15 protein-coding genes are annotated in these 15,858 nt (G+C 68.1%); 8 read left to right on the top strand and 7 right to left on the bottom strand.

Annotation, left to right across the window (positions count from 1 at the left end; translation table 11 throughout):
- Positions 1 to 33 precede the first annotated feature (33 nt).
- Positions 34 to 951, bottom strand: coding sequence for a LysR family transcriptional regulator (locus QPR87_RS20100; protein ID WP_104492189.1), 918 nt, complete (start codon positions 949 to 951; stop codon positions 34 to 36).
- A 187-nt stretch (positions 952 to 1,138) separates the two neighbouring features.
- Between QPR87_RS20100 and QPR87_RS20095 the strand changes: the two genes are divergently transcribed.
- The 7 genes from QPR87_RS20095 (at position 1,139) to QPR87_RS20065 (ending at position 7,948) form a co-directional block, all read left to right on the top strand.
- A complete protein-coding gene (locus tag QPR87_RS20095) occupies positions 1,139 to 2,338 on the top strand; it encodes an ABC transporter substrate-binding protein (protein WP_285051084.1) in 1,200 nt (399 codons plus the stop codon).
- Positions 2,338 to 3,114, top strand: coding sequence for an ABC transporter ATP-binding protein (locus QPR87_RS20090; protein WP_285051083.1), 777 nt, complete (start codon positions 2,338 to 2,340; stop codon positions 3,112 to 3,114). Before QPR87_RS20095 ends, QPR87_RS20090 begins: the two co-directional genes overlap by 1 nt.
- Positions 3,111 to 3,815, top strand: a complete 705-nt coding sequence (locus QPR87_RS20085) for an ABC transporter ATP-binding protein (protein ID WP_285051082.1) — start codon at positions 3,111 to 3,113, stop codon at positions 3,813 to 3,815. The genes QPR87_RS20090 and QPR87_RS20085 overlap by 4 nt, the downstream gene beginning before the upstream one ends.
- 1 nt (position 3,816) lies before the next feature.
- Positions 3,817 to 4,704 carry a branched-chain amino acid ABC transporter permease gene (locus QPR87_RS20080; protein ID WP_285051081.1) on the top strand — a complete coding sequence of 296 codons (888 nt, stop codon included), beginning with the start codon at positions 3,817 to 3,819 and terminating at the stop codon, positions 4,702 to 4,704.
- 1 nt (position 4,705) lies between these two features.
- Positions 4,706 to 5,704 carry a branched-chain amino acid ABC transporter permease gene (locus tag QPR87_RS20075; RefSeq protein WP_285051080.1) on the top strand — a complete coding sequence of 333 codons (999 nt, stop codon included), beginning with the start codon at positions 4,706 to 4,708 and terminating at the stop codon, positions 5,702 to 5,704.
- Positions 5,705 to 5,747: 43 nt separating this feature from the next.
- The gene (locus QPR87_RS20070) at positions 5,748 to 7,346 is read left to right on the top strand and encodes a GMC family oxidoreductase (protein WP_285051079.1); all 1,599 of its coding nucleotides are present in this window, start codon (positions 5,748 to 5,750) and stop codon (positions 7,344 to 7,346) included.
- Positions 7,347 to 7,417: 71 nt separating this feature from the next.
- Positions 7,418 to 7,948 (top strand): DUF3016 domain-containing protein, encoded by a 531-nt coding sequence (locus QPR87_RS20065; RefSeq protein ID WP_285051078.1) that lies wholly within the window; start codon positions 7,418 to 7,420, stop codon positions 7,946 to 7,948.
- Between the two features lie 50 nt (positions 7,949 to 7,998).
- Here the strand turns inward: QPR87_RS20065 and qhpH are convergent, their stop codons facing one another.
- A complete protein-coding gene (qhpH, locus tag QPR87_RS20060) occupies positions 7,999 to 9,402 on the bottom strand; it encodes an aldehyde dehydrogenase QhpH (RefSeq protein WP_285051076.1) in 1,404 nt (467 codons plus the stop codon).
- 322 nt (positions 9,403 to 9,724) lie between these two features.
- Between qhpH and qhpR the strand changes: the two genes are divergently transcribed.
- Complete coding sequence (qhpR, locus tag QPR87_RS20055; RefSeq protein WP_502921631.1) at positions 9,725 to 10,705, top strand: AraC-like transcriptional regulator QhpR; 981 nt, start codon at positions 9,725 to 9,727, stop codon at positions 10,703 to 10,705.
- On the opposite strand, the gene qhpF is transcribed toward qhpR, so the two are convergent.
- Genes qhpF through qhpD form a run of 5 tightly spaced genes read right to left on the bottom strand, consistent with a single transcriptional unit; the run spans position 10,609 to position 15,855 of the window.
- Positions 10,609 to 12,330 (bottom strand): ABC transporter ATP-binding protein QhpF, encoded by a 1,722-nt coding sequence (qhpF, locus tag QPR87_RS20050; protein WP_285051072.1) that lies wholly within the window; start codon positions 12,328 to 12,330, stop codon positions 10,609 to 10,611. The two genes, qhpR and qhpF, sit on opposite strands and share 97 nt — an antisense overlap.
- Positions 12,323 to 12,991, bottom strand: coding sequence for a subtilisin-like serine protease QhpE (qhpE, locus tag QPR87_RS20045; RefSeq protein WP_285051070.1), 669 nt, complete (start codon positions 12,989 to 12,991; stop codon positions 12,323 to 12,325). The genes qhpF and qhpE overlap by 8 nt, the downstream gene beginning before the upstream one ends.
- 1 nt (position 12,992) lies before the next feature.
- Positions 12,993 to 14,069, bottom strand: coding sequence for a quinohemoprotein amine dehydrogenase subunit beta QhpB (qhpB, locus tag QPR87_RS20040; protein ID WP_104492295.1), 1,077 nt, complete (start codon positions 14,067 to 14,069; stop codon positions 12,993 to 12,995).
- On the bottom strand, positions 14,069 to 14,401 hold the full coding sequence (gene qhpC, locus QPR87_RS20035) for a quinohemoprotein amine dehydrogenase subunit gamma QhpC (RefSeq protein WP_011748000.1): 333 nt from the start codon (positions 14,399 to 14,401) through the stop codon (positions 14,069 to 14,071). The genes qhpB and qhpC overlap by 1 nt, the downstream gene beginning before the upstream one ends.
- Positions 14,398 to 15,855, bottom strand: coding sequence for a quinohemoprotein amine dehydrogenase maturation protein QhpD (gene qhpD / locus QPR87_RS20030; RefSeq protein WP_285051066.1), 1,458 nt, complete (start codon positions 15,853 to 15,855; stop codon positions 14,398 to 14,400). Before qhpD ends, qhpC begins: the two co-directional genes overlap by 4 nt.
- Positions 15,856 to 15,858: the final 3 nt, after the last annotated feature.

Raw genomic sequence — 15,858 nt, 5'->3', positions numbered from 1 at the left:
CGGCCCGGCCGGGGCGCGAAACCGCCTCGGGCCTCAGCCCGGCCCGGCATGATCCGGCGGGCGGGACAGCTCGTGGCCGCGCTCGGCCAGGCTGGCCGACAGAAAGCCGATCACCGCGCGCACCCATTGCATCATGCGCAGGTCGCGATGGCAGGTCAGCCAATAGGTCCGGGTCAGCCGGACCCGGTCGGGCAGCACGATCTGCAGCTCGGGGTATTTCGCGGCGACATACCAGGGCAGGACGCCGATCCCCAGCCCGTTGCGCACCGCTGCCAACTGATTGAAGATACTGGAGCTTTTCACGCTGGCCCGGATCGCGGGATGGATCTCGCCCAGATAGTCGAGGCCGGGGGCGAAGATCATCTCCTCGATATAGCCGATGAAACGCAACTGGCGCAGATCTTCGGGACCGGCGATGGGCGGCAGGCTGCGCAGATGCGCCCGCGTGGCGTAAAGATGCAGGGTATAGTCCACCAGCCGTTCCGAGCGATAGGGACCGCTCGTCACCGGGTCCAGCGTGATCGAGATATCCGCCTCGCGCCGCGACAGCGACAGCACCTGCGGCATGGTGATGAGTTCCAGCGAGATCAGCGGGAAGCGCGCGATGAAGGCCGGCAGCAGATGGGTCGAGAACAGGCTGCCGAAGCCCTCGGGCATGGCCAGCCGCAGCGGCCGAGCCTGTCCCGGCGCGGCGGATTGTTCCAGTGGGATCAACCCGGCGGCCTCCTCCATGCGCTCGGCGGCCTCGATCAGGCGCTGCCCGGCGGGGGTCGGCTCATAGCCGCGGGGATTGCGCTCGAACAGGCGGGTGTTCAGCGCCTGCTCCAGCCGGTCGATGCGGCGCGAGACGGTGACATGCGAGGTGCCCAGGTGCCGCGCGGCGCGCGAAAGCTGGCCTTCGCGCACAACCGCCAGAAAGAATTGCAGATCGTCCCAGCTGAGATTGGCCATCTGTTCGAAAACGCACATACCCTGTAAGAAATTAAACCTATCTGAACACTTGTGTCAAAACCGAATTGCCGGCATCGTTCGGTCCGGGAGGGCGCGGGATGGAGTCGCGCCTGACGGTAACAGGACAGCATTCCCACCCGGCAGGCAAAGTCGGCCGGTGGAAGGGATGCGCCTTTGGGAGGACATTATGCGAAAGTTTCTGCTGTCGACCGCTGCGGTCGGCCTTATTGCCACGCCCGCCCTGGCCGAAGTCTCGGACGGCAAGGTCAAGATCGGCATCCTGAACGACCAGTCCGGGGTCTATGCCGATTTCGGCGGCAAGTATTCCTATGAGGCCGCGCGGATGGCGGTCGAGGATTTCGGCGGCAAGGTGCTGGACGCGCCCATCGAGGTCGTCACCGCCGACCACCAGAACAAGCCCGACATCGCCTCGAACATCGCCCGGCAATGGTACGATACCGAGCAGGTCGACACGATCATGGAGCTGACCACCTCGTCGGTCGGCCTGGCCGTGCAGGCGCTGAGCCAGGAAAAGAAGAAGATCACCGTCAACACCGGCGCGGCCACGACCGAGCTGACCGGGGCGCAATGCACGCCCTACGGCTTCCACTGGGCCTATGACACCCATGCGCTGGCCGTGGGCACCGGCGGCGCCTTGGTGAAGGAGGGCGGCGACAGCTGGTTCTTCCTGACCGCCGACTATGCCTTCGGCTATTCGCTGGAAGAGCAGACCGGCAATTTCGTCAAGTCGCAGGGCGGCACGGTCGCGGGCGCGGTGCGCCACCCGCTGGCGACGACGGATTATTCCTCGTTCCTGCTTCAGGCGCAAAGCTCGGGCGCCAAGGTGATCGGCCTTGCCAATGCCGGCATGGACACGCAGAACGCCATCAAGCAGGCCTCCGAATTCGGCATCACCGCCGGCGGCCAGCGCCTTGCGGCGCTGCTCTTTACCCTGGCCGAGGTGCATGGAATCGGGCTGGACGCCGCGCAGGGGCTGACGCTGACCGAAAGCTTCTACTGGAACCGCACGCCGGAATCGCGCGAGTTCGGCGAACGCTTCAAGGAGCGGACGGGCGTGATGCCGAACATGGTCCATGCCGGCACCTATTCGGCCGTCACCCAATACCTCAAGGCGATCGAGGCCGCGGGCACCGACGAAACCGAGGCCGTCGCCGCCAAGATGCACGAGATGCCGGTCGACGACGTCTTTGCCCAGGGCGGCAAGGTCGGGCCGAACGGCCGGCTGATCAAGGACGTCTACCTGATGGAGGTCAAGGCGCCCGGCGACGTGACCGAGGATTGGGACTACTACAACGTCCTGGCCACGATTCCGGGCGACGAGGCGTTCTTGAACCCGGCCGAAAGCGGCTGCCCTCTGGTCCAGTGATGTCGGCATCCCTGGCAATACAGGCCGAGCCTCGGGTGGTTTTGTCCGCCCGCGGGCTTGGCCGGGACTTCGCCGGCTTCACGGCGGTGAACGATGTCGACCTGGACGTGGAGCATGCGCGCATCCATGCGCTGATCGGGCCGAACGGGGCGGGCAAGACCACGGTGTTCAACCTGCTGACCAAGTTCCTGCAGCCGACGCGGGGCTCGATCACGCTGCTGGGCCAGGACATCACCCATACCCGGCCCGACAAGGTGGCGCGGATGGGGCTGGTGCGGTCGTTCCAGATCTCGGCGGTGTTCCCGCATCTGACGGTGCGCGAAAACGTCAAGGTGGCGCTGCAGCGGCCGGCGGGGCTGGCGGTGCAGTTCTGGCTGCCGCTGTCGGCGCTGGACCGGCTGGATGCGCGCGCCGACCAGCTGATCGAGCAGCTGGGCCTGGCGCGCTGGCGCGACCACCGCGCCGCCGACCTGTCCTATGGCCGCAAGCGCGTGCTGGAGATCGCGACCACGCTGGCCTTGGACCCCGAGGTGCTGCTGCTCGACGAGCCGATGGCCGGCATGGGGCAGGAGGACGTGGCCATGGTCGCAGGCATCATCCGCGACGTCGCCACCGAGCGCGCGGTGCTGATGGTCGAGCACAACCTGAGCGTCGTGGCGGATATCTGCCACCACGTCACCGTGCTGCAGCGCGGCGAGATCATCGCGGCGGGCGACTATGCCGCCGTCTCGGCCGATCCGCGCGTGCGCAGCGCCTATATGGGGGCCGAAGCATGAGCGCGCCGCTTCTGAACGTCCGCGACCTGCATGCCTGGTACGGGGAAAGCCACGTCCTGCACGGCGTGAACCTGACCGTGGCCGAGGGCGAGATGATCTGCATCCTGGGCCGCAACGGCATGGGCAAGACCACGACGCTGCGCAGCATCATGGGCATCCTGCGCAAGCGCAGCGGCCGGATCGAGTTCGCCGGGCGGGACATGACGGCGGTGGCCCTGCACCAGACCGCGCGGGCGGGCCTGGGCTTCGTGCCCGAGGAGCGCGGCATCTTCGCCAGCCTCTCGGTCGAGGAGAACCTGATGCTGCCGCCCAGGGTCGCCGATGGCGGCATGTCGGTCGAGGAGATCTACGCGCTGTTCCCGAACCTGAAGGAACGCCGCAATTCGCAGGGCACCAAGCTGTCGGGGGGCGAGCAGCAGATGCTGGCCATGGCGCGCATCCTGCGCACCGGGGCGCGCTGCCTGCTGCTGGACGAGCCGACCGAGGGGCTGGCGCCGGTCATCATCCAGGCCATCGGCGAGGTGCTGCAGAAGCTGAAGGGGCGCGGCATGACCGTGGTGCTGGTCGAGCAGAACTTCCGCTTTGCCGCCAAGGTCGCCGACCGCTTCTACCTGATGGATCACGGCCGGATGACGGCGGAATTCCCGGTCGCCGAACTGCCGGCGCAGATGGACATGCTGCATCGGGAACTGGGGGTGTGACATGACGATGATCTTCGGTGTTCCCGTCCAGGCGCTGATGGGACAATTGCTGGTGGGGCTGATCAACGGCTCGTTCTACGCGCTGCTGAGCCTGGGCCTGGCGGTGATCTTCGGCCTGCTTCGGGTCATCAACTTCGCGCATGGCGCGCAATACATGCTGGGCGCCTTTGCGGCGCTGCTGCTGTTGACGGTGGGCGGCATCAACTACTGGCTGGCGCTGCTGCTGGCGCCGGTCATCGTGGGGGTGTTCGCGGCGCTGGTGGAAAAGACCATGCTGTCGCGGCTCTACAAGCTGGACCCGCTTTACGGGCTTCTGTTCACCTTCGGGCTGGCGCTGGCGATCGAGGGGACGTTTCGCTACTTCTTCGGCGCTTCGGGCAAGCCCTATGCGCCGCCCGCGCAGCTGACCGGGGCGGTGAACCTGGGCTTCATGTTCCTGCCGATCTATCGCGGCTGGGTGGTCATCGCCTCGCTGGCGGTCTGCATCGCGGTCTGGCTCTTGATCGAAAAGACCAAGCTCGGCGCCTATCTGCGCGCCGCGACCGAGAACCCGGTGCTGGTGCAGGCCTTCGGCGTCAACGTGCCGCTGCTCCTGACGCTGACCTATGCGCTTGGCGCCGGGCTTGCGGGTTTCGCCGGCGTGCTGGCGGCGCCGGTCTACCAGGTCTCGCCCCTGATGGGCTCGAACCTGATCATCATCGTCTTCGCCGTGGTGGTGGTCGGCGGCATGGGCTCGATCCTGGGCGCCATCGTCACCGGCTACATGCTGGGCGTGGTCGAGGGGCTGACCAAGGTGTTCTACCCCGAGGCCTCGAACATCGTGATCTTCGTCATCATGGCGATCGTCTTGATCCTGCGGCCCGCGGGCCTTTTCGGAAAGGATGCCTGACATGGCCGCAAAATCCGAAACCGTCGCCTCGGACCATGTCGCGGCCCATCCCCGCGCCGGGCAGGTCCGGCTGGTGCTGGTCGCCGTCGCGCTGGCCGGGCTGCTGGTGGCGCCGATGTTCCTCTACCCGATCTTCCTGATGAAGCTGCTGGCCTTTGCGCTCTTCGCCTCGGCCTTCAACCTGCTCTTGGGCTATACCGGGCTTCTGTCCTTCGGCCATGCCACCTTCTTCGGCGGCGCGGCCTATTTCACCGCCCATGCGGTGAAGGTCTGGGGCTGGTCGCCCGAGGCGGGCATCCTGCTGGGGGTGCTGGGCGCGGCGGTGCTGGGGCTGGTGATGGGCGCCATCGCCATCCGCCGGCAGGGCATCTATTTCGCCATGATCACGCTGGCGCTGTCGCAGATGTTCTTCTTCTTCTGCCTGCAGGCGCCCTTCACCCATGGCGAGGACGGCATCCAGTCGGTGCCGCGGGGGCATCTGTTCGGGCTGATCGACCTGAACCGGCCGATGAACATGTATTACTTCGTGCTGGCGGTGTTCGTGATCGGGCTGCTGGTCATCCGGCGTTTCGTGAACTCGCCCTTCGGCATGATCCTGAAGTCGATCCGCGAGAACGAGCAACGCGCGATCTCGCTGGGCTATTCGGTGCAGCGCTACAAGCTGGGCGCCTTCGTGATGTCGGCGGCGCTGGCGGGGCTCGCGGGCGGCGTCAAGGCGCTGATCTTCCAATTCGCGACGCTGACCGACGTGACCTGGCAGATGTCGGGCGAGGTGATCCTGATGACGCTGCTGGGCGGCATCGGCACGCTCTTGGGCCCCATCGTCGGCGCAGGCCTGGTGGTCAGCTTGCAGAACTACCTCGCCACCTCCGACGTCCCGGTCACCATCATCACCGGTGTCGTCTTCATGGTCTGCGTCCTGCTGTTCCGACGCGGGTTGGTCGGCGAGTTCTTCGCAACCAAAATCGGGAAAAAACTCGGGTTCAGGGCGGAATCGTGAGGGTAGGGCCCCCGCGCCGGCGGGGGCCAGCATGGAGTGTCCGATGGAAAGCTACGACTATATCGTGATCGGCGCGGGCAGCGCCGGCTGCGTGCTGGCAAACCGCCTCAGCGCCGATCCCGGCAACCGCGTGCTGCTGCTCGAGGCCGGGGGGCGCGACAATTACCACTGGATCCATATCCCGGTGGGCTATCTCTACTGCATCGGCAATCCGCGCACCGACTGGGGCTTTCGCACCGAAGCCGAACCGGGGCTGAACGGCCGCGCGCTGCTTTATCCGCGCGGGCGGGTGCTGGGGGGCTGCTCCTCGATCAACGGCATGATCTATATGCGCGGGCAGGCGGCGGATTACGACCATTGGCGCCAGTTGGGCTGCACCGGCTGGGGCTGGGACGACGTGCTGCCGCTCTTCAAGGCGCAGGAGGACCATTATCGCGGCGCCGACGACGTGCATGGCGCCGGCGGCGAATTGCGGGTCGAGACGGCGCGGGTCCGCTGGGCGGTGCTCGACGCCTTCATGGAGGCGGCGGAACAGGCCGGCATCCCGCGCACCGAGGATTTCAATCGCGGCGACAACGAAGGCGGCGGCTATTTCGACGTGACCCAGAAAAGCGGCTGGCGCTGGAGCGCGGCCAAGGCTTTCCTGCGCCCGGTGCGCCACCGCCAGAACCTGCGCATCCTGACCGGGGCCGAGGTCGAGCGGCTGGTGATCGAGGCGGGCGAGGTCACGGGCGTGGTCTTTCACCACCTGGGCCAGCGGCGCGAAGTCCGCGCCGCGCGCGAAACGGTGCTGGCTGCGGGCTCCATCGGGTCGGTGCAGATCCTCGAACATTCCGGCGTCGGGCAGGGCGGGATATTGCAGGCTGCCGGCATCGCCCCGCAGGTCGAGGTGCCGGGGCTGGGCGAGAACCTGCAGGACCATCTGCAATTGCGGCTGGTCTACAAGGTCCGGGGCGTGCCGACGCTGAACGAAAAGGCCTCGCACCTGATGGGCAAGGCGGCGATCGGGCTGGAATACCTGCTGAAACGCTCGGGCCCGATGTCGATGGCGCCGAGCCAGCTGGGCATCTTCACCCGCTCGGGGCCGGACAAGGCGACGCCGGACCTGGAGTTCCACGTCCAGCCGGTCAGCCTGGACAAGTTCGGCGACCCGGTGCATCCCTTTCCGGCCATGACCGCCTCGGTCTGCAACCTGCGGCCGGAAAGCCGCGGCTCGGTCCATGTCGCCGGGCCGGATTTCCGCGCCCATCCCGCGATCCGGCCGAACTACCTTTCGACCGAGGCCGACCGCGAGGTGGCCATGCGCGCCGTCCGCCTGACCCGCAAGATCGCCGCGCAGCCGGCCTTCAACCGCTTCGACCCCGAGGAGCATATCCCCGGCATCGCCTTCCAGAGCGACGAGGATCTGGTCCGCGCCGCCGGCGATATCGGCACCACGATCTTCCACCCGGTCGGCACCTGCCGCATGGGCGCCGACGAGGGCGCGGTGGTCGATCCGCGGCTGCGGATGCGCGCGCTTGGCCGGCTGCGGATCGCCGATGCCTCGGTCATGCCGACGATCACCAGCGGCAACACCAACGCGCCGGCGATGATGATCGCCGAAAAGGCCGCGCGGATGATGCTGGAGGATGCGAGGGGTTGAGCCCCGGCTTTGACTTTTCGCGCCGCCTTCCCATATGCTTTCGCAGGGCTGGAAATGCGAAAGGCAAAGCCATGCTCAGAACCGTCTGCCTGACCCTTTCACTGGTGCTTGCGGTGCCCGTAGCCATGGCCGGCCCGGTAGCGCCGGCCGAGGGGCGCGTCACCGTCAGCTATGTCGCGCCCGAGACCTTCCGCGACCGCGAATTTCGTCGCGAACGCAGCCGCACCTCGGCGCTGGCCGAGTTCGACCGCTGGTTCGCCGGGCTTGGCGCGCGCTACCTGCCCGCCGGACAAAGCCTACATGTCGAGGTGCTGGACATCGACCTTGCGGGCGAGTTCGAGCCCTGGCGCAGCGGATTTCACGACGTGCGTTTCCTGCGCGACACCACGCCGCCGCGCATCCGCCTGCGCTATCGGCTGATGCAGGACGGCACGGTCATTCGCGCGGGCGAAGAGCCGCTGACCGACATGAATTATCTTTCGGACCCGCGCGGCCATGGCGACAGCCGGCGCTTCATCCATGACAAGCTGATGGTGCAGGACTGGTTCCGCAAGACCTTCGGCGCGCCGCAGCGGCCGGCGCGTTCCGATCTTTCCGGCTGATCCGCCCAAGACCGGTGGGCGGGCCCTTTTCCGGGCCGGCCCGGTCCTGCTCAGCGCGCCTCGTTCACGATGCGGATCTGGGTGAACTCGGCCAGCCCTTCCTCGGCGAACTCGACGCCGAGCCCGGATTGCTTGGCGCCGCCGAAGGGGATGTTGGGGCCGAAATCCAGGTGCTTGTTGATCCAGACCGTGCCGCTTTCGATGCGTTCGGCGACGCTGCGGGCCAGGTCGCGATTCTCGCCCCAGACCGAGCCGCCAAGGCCGAGATCGATGCCGTTGGCGCTGGCCACCGCCGATTCCACCTCGTCGAAGCGGATCACCGGCAGGATCGGGCCGAACTGTTCCTCGTCCACGATGCGGTCGCCGTCCTTCACGTCGGCGACGATGGTCGGGCGGATGAAATAGCCCGGCCCGTCGGGCAATGCGCCGCCGGCGACGATGCGGCCGTCGGCGCGGGCCGAATCGAGGAATGCCTTGACCTTGTCGAATTGCATGCGGTTTTGCAGCGGGCCGATGGTGGTGCCCTGTTGCAAGCCGTCGCCGACCACGGCGGCATCGGCCAGTTCGGCCAGCCGCGCGCAGACCTCGTCATAGATCGAGTCGTGGACATAGGCGCGCTTGATGGCGAGGCAGACCTGTCCCGCGTTCATGAAGGCGCCGGCAAACAGCCCCGGCGCGACCTTGGCCGGATCGGCGCCCGGCAGCACGATGGCTGCATCGTTGCCGCCCAGTTCCAGCGTCAGCCGCTTGATGGTCGAGGCCGCGCTGGCCATGATCTTCTGCCCGGTCGCGGTCGAGCCGGTGAACGAGATCTTGGCCACATCGGGATGGCCGGTCAGCACCGCGCCCAGGTCGTTCTGGTCGGTGACGATGTTGACGACGCCCGGCGGCAGGATGTCCGCCATGATCTCGCCCAGGCGCAGCGTGGTCAGCGGCGTGGTCGGCGCGGGCTTGATCACCATGGTATTGCCGGCCAGCAGCGCCAGCGGCAGCTTGAAGGCCACGATCAGCACCGGGAAATTCCACGGGATGATCGCGCCGACCACGCCCAGCGGCTTGCGGAACTGCCGCACCAGCCGGCTGTCGTTGTCCTCGATCACCTTCACCGGCAGGTCGTAGCCGGCCAGATGGCGGATGAAGGCGCAGGTATAGGCGATCTCGGCCTGCGCCTCGGGCAGCGGCTTGCCCTGTTCCTGCGTCAGCAGCCGGGCGAATTCCTCGGCCTGTGCCTCAAGCTTGTCGGCGATGGCCAGGATCAGTACGCGGCGTTCCTCGATGGGGCGGGCGGCCCAGGCCGGAAAGGCCGCCTTGGCCGCCGCCACCGCCGCATGAAGCTGCGCCTGCGAGGCGCGGGGGGCGAGCGCCAGCACCTGTTCGTTCGCCGGGTTCACGACCTCCATCGCCATGTCGCCCGCGACCAGCCTGCCGTCGATCAGCAATCGATATTCCGTCATTTCGTCCCTCCCCAAAACGGTCGGGCCAGTCTGGGGCAGAAGGGCCGGGCGATTCTTGCCAAATCCGGCCAAATCATGCGCTCCCGCGGCCCGGGGCGAAAATCTGGCCGGGAATGTCAAGTTGCGCCCTGCCGGGAATCGCGGCACCAGGCATTGAAACTGTCGGATTTGTAACGGTTTTTCGGCATTTCCCGCCGATCCTGCGCTTGGGACAGGTTCTTTGGGGATTGCGCTGCCGATATGCTACAGTTTGTCGCAACAGGGAAATAGCCGGGGCAAGGTGCGAAACAGCGGCCACCCGGCGCCAGCCACGGGAAACGCCATGCAGACGTCATGGATTCGCGGAGCCATCGCATTCATGCTGATCGGGACCGAGGCCGATGCCGCGCGCGCGGCCGCCGCACCCGCGATGCCGCTGCAAACCTTCGTCGATCATCTTGAGCAGGAACGGGCGGCCAATGCGGACGGCCTGCGCTCGTGGCGGTCGGGCGAGGCGATGGAGCTTGCCACCGTCGGCATTCTGGGAGAGGCGGTCGCCCCGCGCCGCACGCTGGGCGAGGCGCTGCGCGTCTTTGCCCGCGGCTTTCCGGTGCTGCAATCGAACAGCCGGGTCTCGTTCGAGGTGATCGACGACGAGGCGCATGTCTCGTATCGCGTGCTCGATCCGCGCATCTGGCCGCGCCGCGCCGATACCGAGCTGACGCTGGGGCTGATCCGCGGCATCTGCGCCCGCTACGGCGTGCCGAACGGTGCGATCCAGGACCTGTGTTTCGAGCATCGGCCCGACCGCGACCTTCGGGTGCTGTCGCATCATCTGGGACGCACGCCGCGCTTCGGCCAGGACGAAAACCGCATCGTCTTTTCCGCAAGGGTGCTGGGCAACACGCTTTGCGCCGAGCCGGGGGGCGATGCCATGACGAGCTCGAAACGGCTGGATGGCGCGCTGATCGAGCTGCGCAGGCAGACCCCGGTCGCGCAAAGGGTGCATGAGCTGATCCTGAGCCGGATGGATCGCGGCATGGTCAACCAGAGCCATGTCGCCGCCGAGCTTGGCATGTCGGAACGCTCGCTGCGCCGGGCGCTGGCGGCCGAGGGCCAGCCCTTTCACGAGATACTCGAGGAATGCCGGCGCATCCACGGCTTCGCGCTGCTGGTGCGCAGCGACCGGCTGTTCGGAGAGATCGCGCTGCTGCTGGGCTATTCCGATCAGACCGCTTTTTCTCGCGCTTTCTCGCGCTGGTATGGCATCTCGCCGCGCGAAATCAGGAAGATGGGCGCCGAAGAGGTCAGCGTGATCCGCTGATCGAAGCGCCCCTCGCGCGCCGGGCCGCTATGGGCGATGAAGATGCGGGTGGCGTCGGCGTGCCGCGCCTCGATGGCGGCAAGGATACGCCGGCAGGCGGCATCGTCGATCTCCGAGAAGGCTTCGTCGAAGATCAGCACCTCGGCCGGCCGCAGCAGCGCGCGGGCGATGGCGATGCGCTGGCGCAACCCGCCCGATAGATTGGCCCCGGTCTCGCCGATGGGCGTGGCAAGCCCCGCCCCGGCCCGCGCCCAGCCGGCCAGGTCGGCCGCCTCCAGCACCTGCCACAGCGCCGCGTCGCCCGCATCCGGCGCGGCAAGGTGCAGGTTTTCGGCCAGCGTGCCGCGCAGGATCGCCGGGCGCTGCGCCAGGTGGATAATGCGCGCGGCGAGCCGCAAGGGACGCAGATGCGCGACCTCCGCGCCCGCTAGCCGCGCCGATCCCTCGGCCAGTGGTGCGTCGCGGGTCAGCACGGCCATCAGCCGCGACTTGCCGATGCCCGACGGTCCGTCCAGCAGCACGCGCTGGCCGGGCAGGATCGTGGCGGTCACCGGATGATGCGCGGCGCCCTCGGCGCGGGCATCGCGCAGGGCGATGCTCAGCGGTCCGGGCGGCGGCTCGGCGCCCTCGTCGGGGCGGGCCGAGGCGATCACCGCGCCCAGCCGGTCGGCCGCCACCCGCGCGCGGGCCTGCGCATGGTATAGGCCCAGGAGGTTGCGCAGCGGCCCCGACATCATCCCGGCATAGGCGAGAAAGGCGACCAGCGTGCCGATCTGCCATTCCCCGCGCACCACCTGGCAGCCGCCGACCAGCAGGATGATGCCGCGCAGGATCGCGGTGATGGTCTGGCTGGCGGCGCCCACCGTTTCGGACCAGAGCCGCTGGCGGGTCAGCCCGGCGATCTGCGCCTGCTGCGCGGCGCCGAAGCTGGCCGCCCGCTGGTCCAGCGCGCCCAGCCCGCGCAGGGTGGCGCGGGCCGACAGCGTCTCGGCCATCTGCGTGGAAAGCGCGCCGCGCTGGCTGCGCACCTCCTCGGCCAGGGCGCGGGTCCGGGGGCGGGCGCGGGACAGGAACCACAGCTCGAACGGCGCGGCCAGCAGCGGCAGGATCGCCATGCGCCAGTCCAGCGCGATCATCAGGCCCAGCCCGCCGGCCAGGCGAAACAGCGCACCGACCGCGACCAGGCCCGTGTCGAAGGCAAAGCCCTGGATCTCGGCGCAGTCCCCGTCCAGCCGCGCCATCGCCTCGCCCAGCGGCAGGTCGGGGCAGGCGGGGTCGCGCGCCAGGGCCGCGCCGAACAGCCGGCCGCGCAGGTCCGCGAGCATCCGGGCCGAGGCGCGCAGGTGCAGCATCCCGTTCACCATCCCGAACCCCACTGCACCAAGGCCGAGCGCAAAGGACAGCCCGGCCCAGAAGATCAGCGCGCCCATGTCCCGCGCCATGATGCCCGCGTCGATCACCTGCCGGGTCAGCATCGGCATTGCCAGCCCCAGCGCCGCCGCGGCAAGCGAGGCCGCCAGCACCACCAGCCCCGAGGGCAGGGCACGCGCCATCACCGGCGCCAGCCAACCCGCCGTCTCGGGGCCGAAGATCAGCCGGGCAAGGCGCGCGGCCAGCCTATCCATGGCCGCATTTCCGTTCCGGGCCGTGATGGATTGCCCGTGCGGCCAGCGCGGCGATGGCGGCAGGCCCGTCGAGCCGCCCCGTCCTTGCCATGATCGCCGCCAGATGGCCGGCGATGCGCGCCGCGCCCAGGCTGGCGCCGCCCATGCCGGGCGGGCCGTGCTCGGGCGAGTTGCACCAGGCGCCGAACAGCGCCGGGGCGAGTTGCGACAGATCATCCCAGCCGCAGCGCGCATCGCCGGTGGCGGCGATCACGCCGGGATAGGCTGCGGGAAAGCAGGGCGCGCCGCGGGCCGGATGCGCCGCGACCAGCGCCGCGCCGCCGGCCACCAGCGCCTCGCAGGCCCGGCGCAGCGGCGCGCGGTCGGCGGCAAGGCCCAGGCTCATGCAGATCACCTGGGGCCGCGCCTCGGTCATGGCGCCGAACCAGCGCAGCGCGGCGGCAACGCGCAACGCGCTGGTCACCGGCCGGTCGTCGAAGACCTGCGCATGGATGATCGCCGCGCCCGGACAGGCGCGGCGGATGATCGCGGCGACGGCGGTGCCGTGGCCCAGCCGGTCGGGCAGGGCGGGGATGGCCGAGCCGTCGGCCATGAAGGCGCGGGCGTCCTCGGCCCGGTCATCGGGGCCGGGGCCGCTGTCGATCACCCCCACCCGCAGCATGTCATTCGTCCCGCGTGAACAGCCGCACCGAGGCCAGCGACATCGAGGCGTTGCCGGGCAGGTCGACCTGCCCCTTCTTCTCCAGCGTCTCGGCGTCATAGGCGGCAAGGTCGCCAAGCGCGCCGCCCAGCCAGACCGTGCTGCCGTCGGTCGAGACGTTCACCGAGTAATAGCTGTGCGGCAGCGGCACCCGCTTGATCGAGGCGTTCTTTTCCAGATCGAAGCTTTCCAGCACGTTATAGGCGCCGAAGGCGCGGGTCTTGGCCGGGTTCACCGCGGTCGAGAAATAGAACACGTCCATGATGCGGACCTCGCGCATCGCCATCTCGCCAGTTTCCAGGTCCATGGTCAGCAGCCCGGTGCGATAGGCCGTCGGGTCGGCCGGGTCGATGTCCTTGCGCGCGGTGTAGAAGGGCGTCGCCATCACGCCCGAGCTTTCGTGCTGGTTCCAGACCGCCAGCACGTCGGGTTGGGCATAGGTCTCGGCCTCCCAGCTCTGGATCGGCTTGTCCTCGACCAGCGTGCCGGCCTCGGGGTCCATGACATGCAGGTCGCGGCCAAGCCCGTAGAGCTTCGAGCCGTCCCGCGCCCAGGCGAGCATGGTGATCTGGCGCGGCGCCTCGAACGCCTTGCGCCGCGAAAGCGTCTCGGCATCGTAAAGGGCGATGCGGGTGGGCTGGACCTCGAAATGCGTCAGCTCCAGCCTGACCGGGCTTTCATAGATGGCCAGCGTCTTGCCATCGGGCGACAGTGCGGCGCCGAACAGGCTTTTCACCCGTTCCCCGGGGGTGGACAGGTCGATGCGGCCCAGCGTCTCTCCGGTCACAAGGTCGATCTTGACCAGGCTTTCGGACTTGTTGACCGTGGCATAGGCGATCCTGCCGCCCGGCGCGACCATCGGCACCATGGGGGTCGGGCCGGCATCGGCGATGGTGATGACCTTGTCCACCGCCATCTTCTCGGTATCGATCACGACCAGCTTGTCGGGCCGCGCCGGGGCCAGGATGTAGTCGCGCGCCAGCGCGGGGCCGGCCAGCATCGCCGCGGCGGATGCCAGGAGCATAAGCGATTTGCGCATCACGACGAGCCTTTCGTTTCGGGGAAGACCGATTGCAGCTTGCGCCAGTCCTGCATGACGTCGTCGGCGCCGGCGCTCCAGTTCGGATAGGTGTTGAGCGTGTCGGCCACCTGCGCCGGCCACCAGCAGGGATCGGCGCAGCCGTAAAGGTCGGCCTCCATCGGCTGGCACAGGTTCGAGACGGCGCCGAAGGCGTCCACCTCCCAGCCGGGATCGAACGAGGTGGTGCAGCCGACCAGCGCATTCATAGCCACGACCTCCTCCTCGCGGCCCTCGGCCTCGGCTTCGACAAAGGCCTTTGCCTTGGCATTGGCGGGCGTCAGATGTTTCATTGGAGAACCTCCCTTGCTGTGCCGGACCGGGCGATCCGGGGCTCCAACTGGCTGCGGAAGAAGGACGGGTTGGCCTGCATGATGCGGACATAGGATTCGATGCCGAAATCCACCCAGTCGCGCATCAGGTCGCAATAGTGCCAGACCGGCGCTAAGGGATCGCCCTGCCGCGCATAGCTTTCGTGATAGCAGCCGCCGGCGCAGATCGAGCGTATCCGGCAGGTCTTGCAGCCATAGGCGCTGCGGTCCTGCGCGGTCTCGATAAAGCCGGCGAGCTTGGGGATGTCGATGCCCTTGGCGACATTGCCATAGGTCGGCTGGTTCGAGCCGACGAAGCGGTGGCAGAGGTGCAGATCGCCCTCCTTGTCCACCGCCAGCATCCCCAGCCCGGCGCCGCAGGGCACGGCCTTCTTGGTGCCCTGCGCGATGTCGGTCAGCAGTTGGTGCATGTTGGAAAAGCCGATGTTCTCGCCCCGGCAGGCGGCCTCGACATAGCGCCGGCCGAGCGTCTTCATGTCCTCGAAGGCGCGCTTCAACGCCTCGGCGTCGAGGTTGAAGACCGCGATCGGTCCCGAGGTCGCCGGGCCGAAGCCGACCTCGTGAAAGCCCAGCTCGTTCTTCAGATGATCGTGGATGCCGATCACGTCGGTCACGCCGCGGGTCAGCGTCACCCGCACGCCCACGGGGCGCGAGCGATAGCGCGAAAGCAGCATCCGCACGTTGCGCGCCACCAGGTCGTAGGTGCCCTTGCCGCCCACCGTCTTGCGGTTCGCGTCGTGCAGCGCCTTGGGGCCGTCCATGCTGACCGTCAGCGCAAAGCGATGCGCGTCGAACCAGTCCACCAGTTCCGGGGTCAGCAGCGTGGCATTGGTGGTCAGCGAGAAATCGACCGCCTTGCCCAGTTCGGCCGCGCGCGGCCTGGCATAGGCCACCAGCTCGCGGATCAGCGGCATGTTGGACAGCGGCTCGCCGCCGAAGAACACCACGTTCACCCGGTCGCGCGCATGGGCCTGTTTCAGCAGCAGCTCGAAACTGGCCTTCGCCGTCTCGAAGCCCATCTTCTGGCCCTTGGCGGGCGTGGTCAGGTCTTCCTTGTAGCAATAGGTGCAGGCCAGGTTGCAGCCGGTGTTGACGTTCAGGATGATGGTCGAGAGGGGGATCTCCTCGACCTTCACCACCGGGCGCGGAATGTCCGCCGCCTCGGCATCGCGCAGGATGTCCAGTGCCAGAAAGCTTTGCAGGCATTCCGACAGCGTGTCGGGGCCGTGGCGCGGGCCAAGCTCGGCGCGCATCAGGTCGGGGTCGACGGCGGGCGCCCGCCGGAACAGGTCGTAGACGTCGCGCGCCACGCCGTCGAGTTCGAACAGGCTGGTCGTCGGCACATGCATCAGCATGGCGTGGCCGTCGACATCGACGCGGTGGGCGTTGTGGCGGATCAGGGTCAGGGCTCCCATGGC

Source organism: Paracoccus sp. SSJ, from assembly GCF_030234105.1.
GTDB classification, from domain to species: domain Bacteria; phylum Pseudomonadota; class Alphaproteobacteria; order Rhodobacterales; family Rhodobacteraceae; genus Paracoccus; species Paracoccus denitrificans.
The sequence above is the reverse complement of the archived record's forward strand: the minus strand, read 5'-3'. Positions and strand labels throughout refer to the sequence as shown.

What these genes read in the sequence shown, in the direction of transcription:
- QPR87_RS20085 (WP_285051082.1), top strand. Translation starts at nt 3,111, where the DNA reads ATGAGCGCGCCGCTTCTGAACGTCCGCGACCTGCATGCCTGGTACGGG.
- QPR87_RS20070 (WP_285051079.1), top strand. Translation starts at nt 5,748, where the DNA reads ATGGAAAGCTACGACTATATCGTGATCGGCGCGGGCAGCGCCGGCTGC.
- QPR87_RS20075 (WP_285051080.1), top strand. Translation starts at nt 4,706, where the DNA reads ATGGCCGCAAAATCCGAAACCGTCGCCTCGGACCATGTCGCGGCCCAT.
- qhpD (WP_285051066.1), bottom strand. Translation starts at nt 15,855, where the DNA reads ATGGGAGCCCTGACCCTGATCCGCCACAACGCCCACCGCGTCGATGTC.
- qhpB (WP_104492295.1), bottom strand. Translation starts at nt 14,069, where the DNA reads ATGCGCAAATCGCTTATGCTCCTGGCATCCGCCGCGGCGATGCTGGCC.
- QPR87_RS20065 (WP_285051078.1), top strand. Translation starts at nt 7,418, where the DNA reads ATGCTCAGAACCGTCTGCCTGACCCTTTCACTGGTGCTTGCGGTGCCC.
- QPR87_RS20095 (WP_285051084.1), top strand. Translation starts at nt 1,139, where the DNA reads ATGCGAAAGTTTCTGCTGTCGACCGCTGCGGTCGGCCTTATTGCCACG.
- qhpC (WP_011748000.1), bottom strand. Translation starts at nt 14,401, where the DNA reads ATGAAACATCTGACGCCCGCCAATGCCAAGGCAAAGGCCTTTGTCGAA.
- qhpE (WP_285051070.1), bottom strand. Translation starts at nt 12,991, where the DNA reads ATGCTGCGGGTGGGGGTGATCGACAGCGGCCCCGGCCCCGATGACCGG.
- qhpR (WP_502921631.1), top strand. Translation starts at nt 9,725, where the DNA reads ATGCAGACGTCATGGATTCGCGGAGCCATCGCATTCATGCTGATCGGG.
- QPR87_RS20100 (WP_104492189.1), bottom strand. Translation starts at nt 951, where the DNA reads ATGGCCAATCTCAGCTGGGACGATCTGCAATTCTTTCTGGCGGTTGTG.
- qhpF (WP_285051072.1), bottom strand. Translation starts at nt 12,330, where the DNA reads ATGGATAGGCTGGCCGCGCGCCTTGCCCGGCTGATCTTCGGCCCCGAG.
- QPR87_RS20080 (WP_285051081.1), top strand. Translation starts at nt 3,817, where the DNA reads ATGACGATGATCTTCGGTGTTCCCGTCCAGGCGCTGATGGGACAATTG.
- QPR87_RS20090 (WP_285051083.1), top strand. Translation starts at nt 2,338, where the DNA reads ATGTCGGCATCCCTGGCAATACAGGCCGAGCCTCGGGTGGTTTTGTCC.
- qhpH (WP_285051076.1), bottom strand. Translation starts at nt 9,402, where the DNA reads ATGACGGAATATCGATTGCTGATCGACGGCAGGCTGGTCGCGGGCGAC.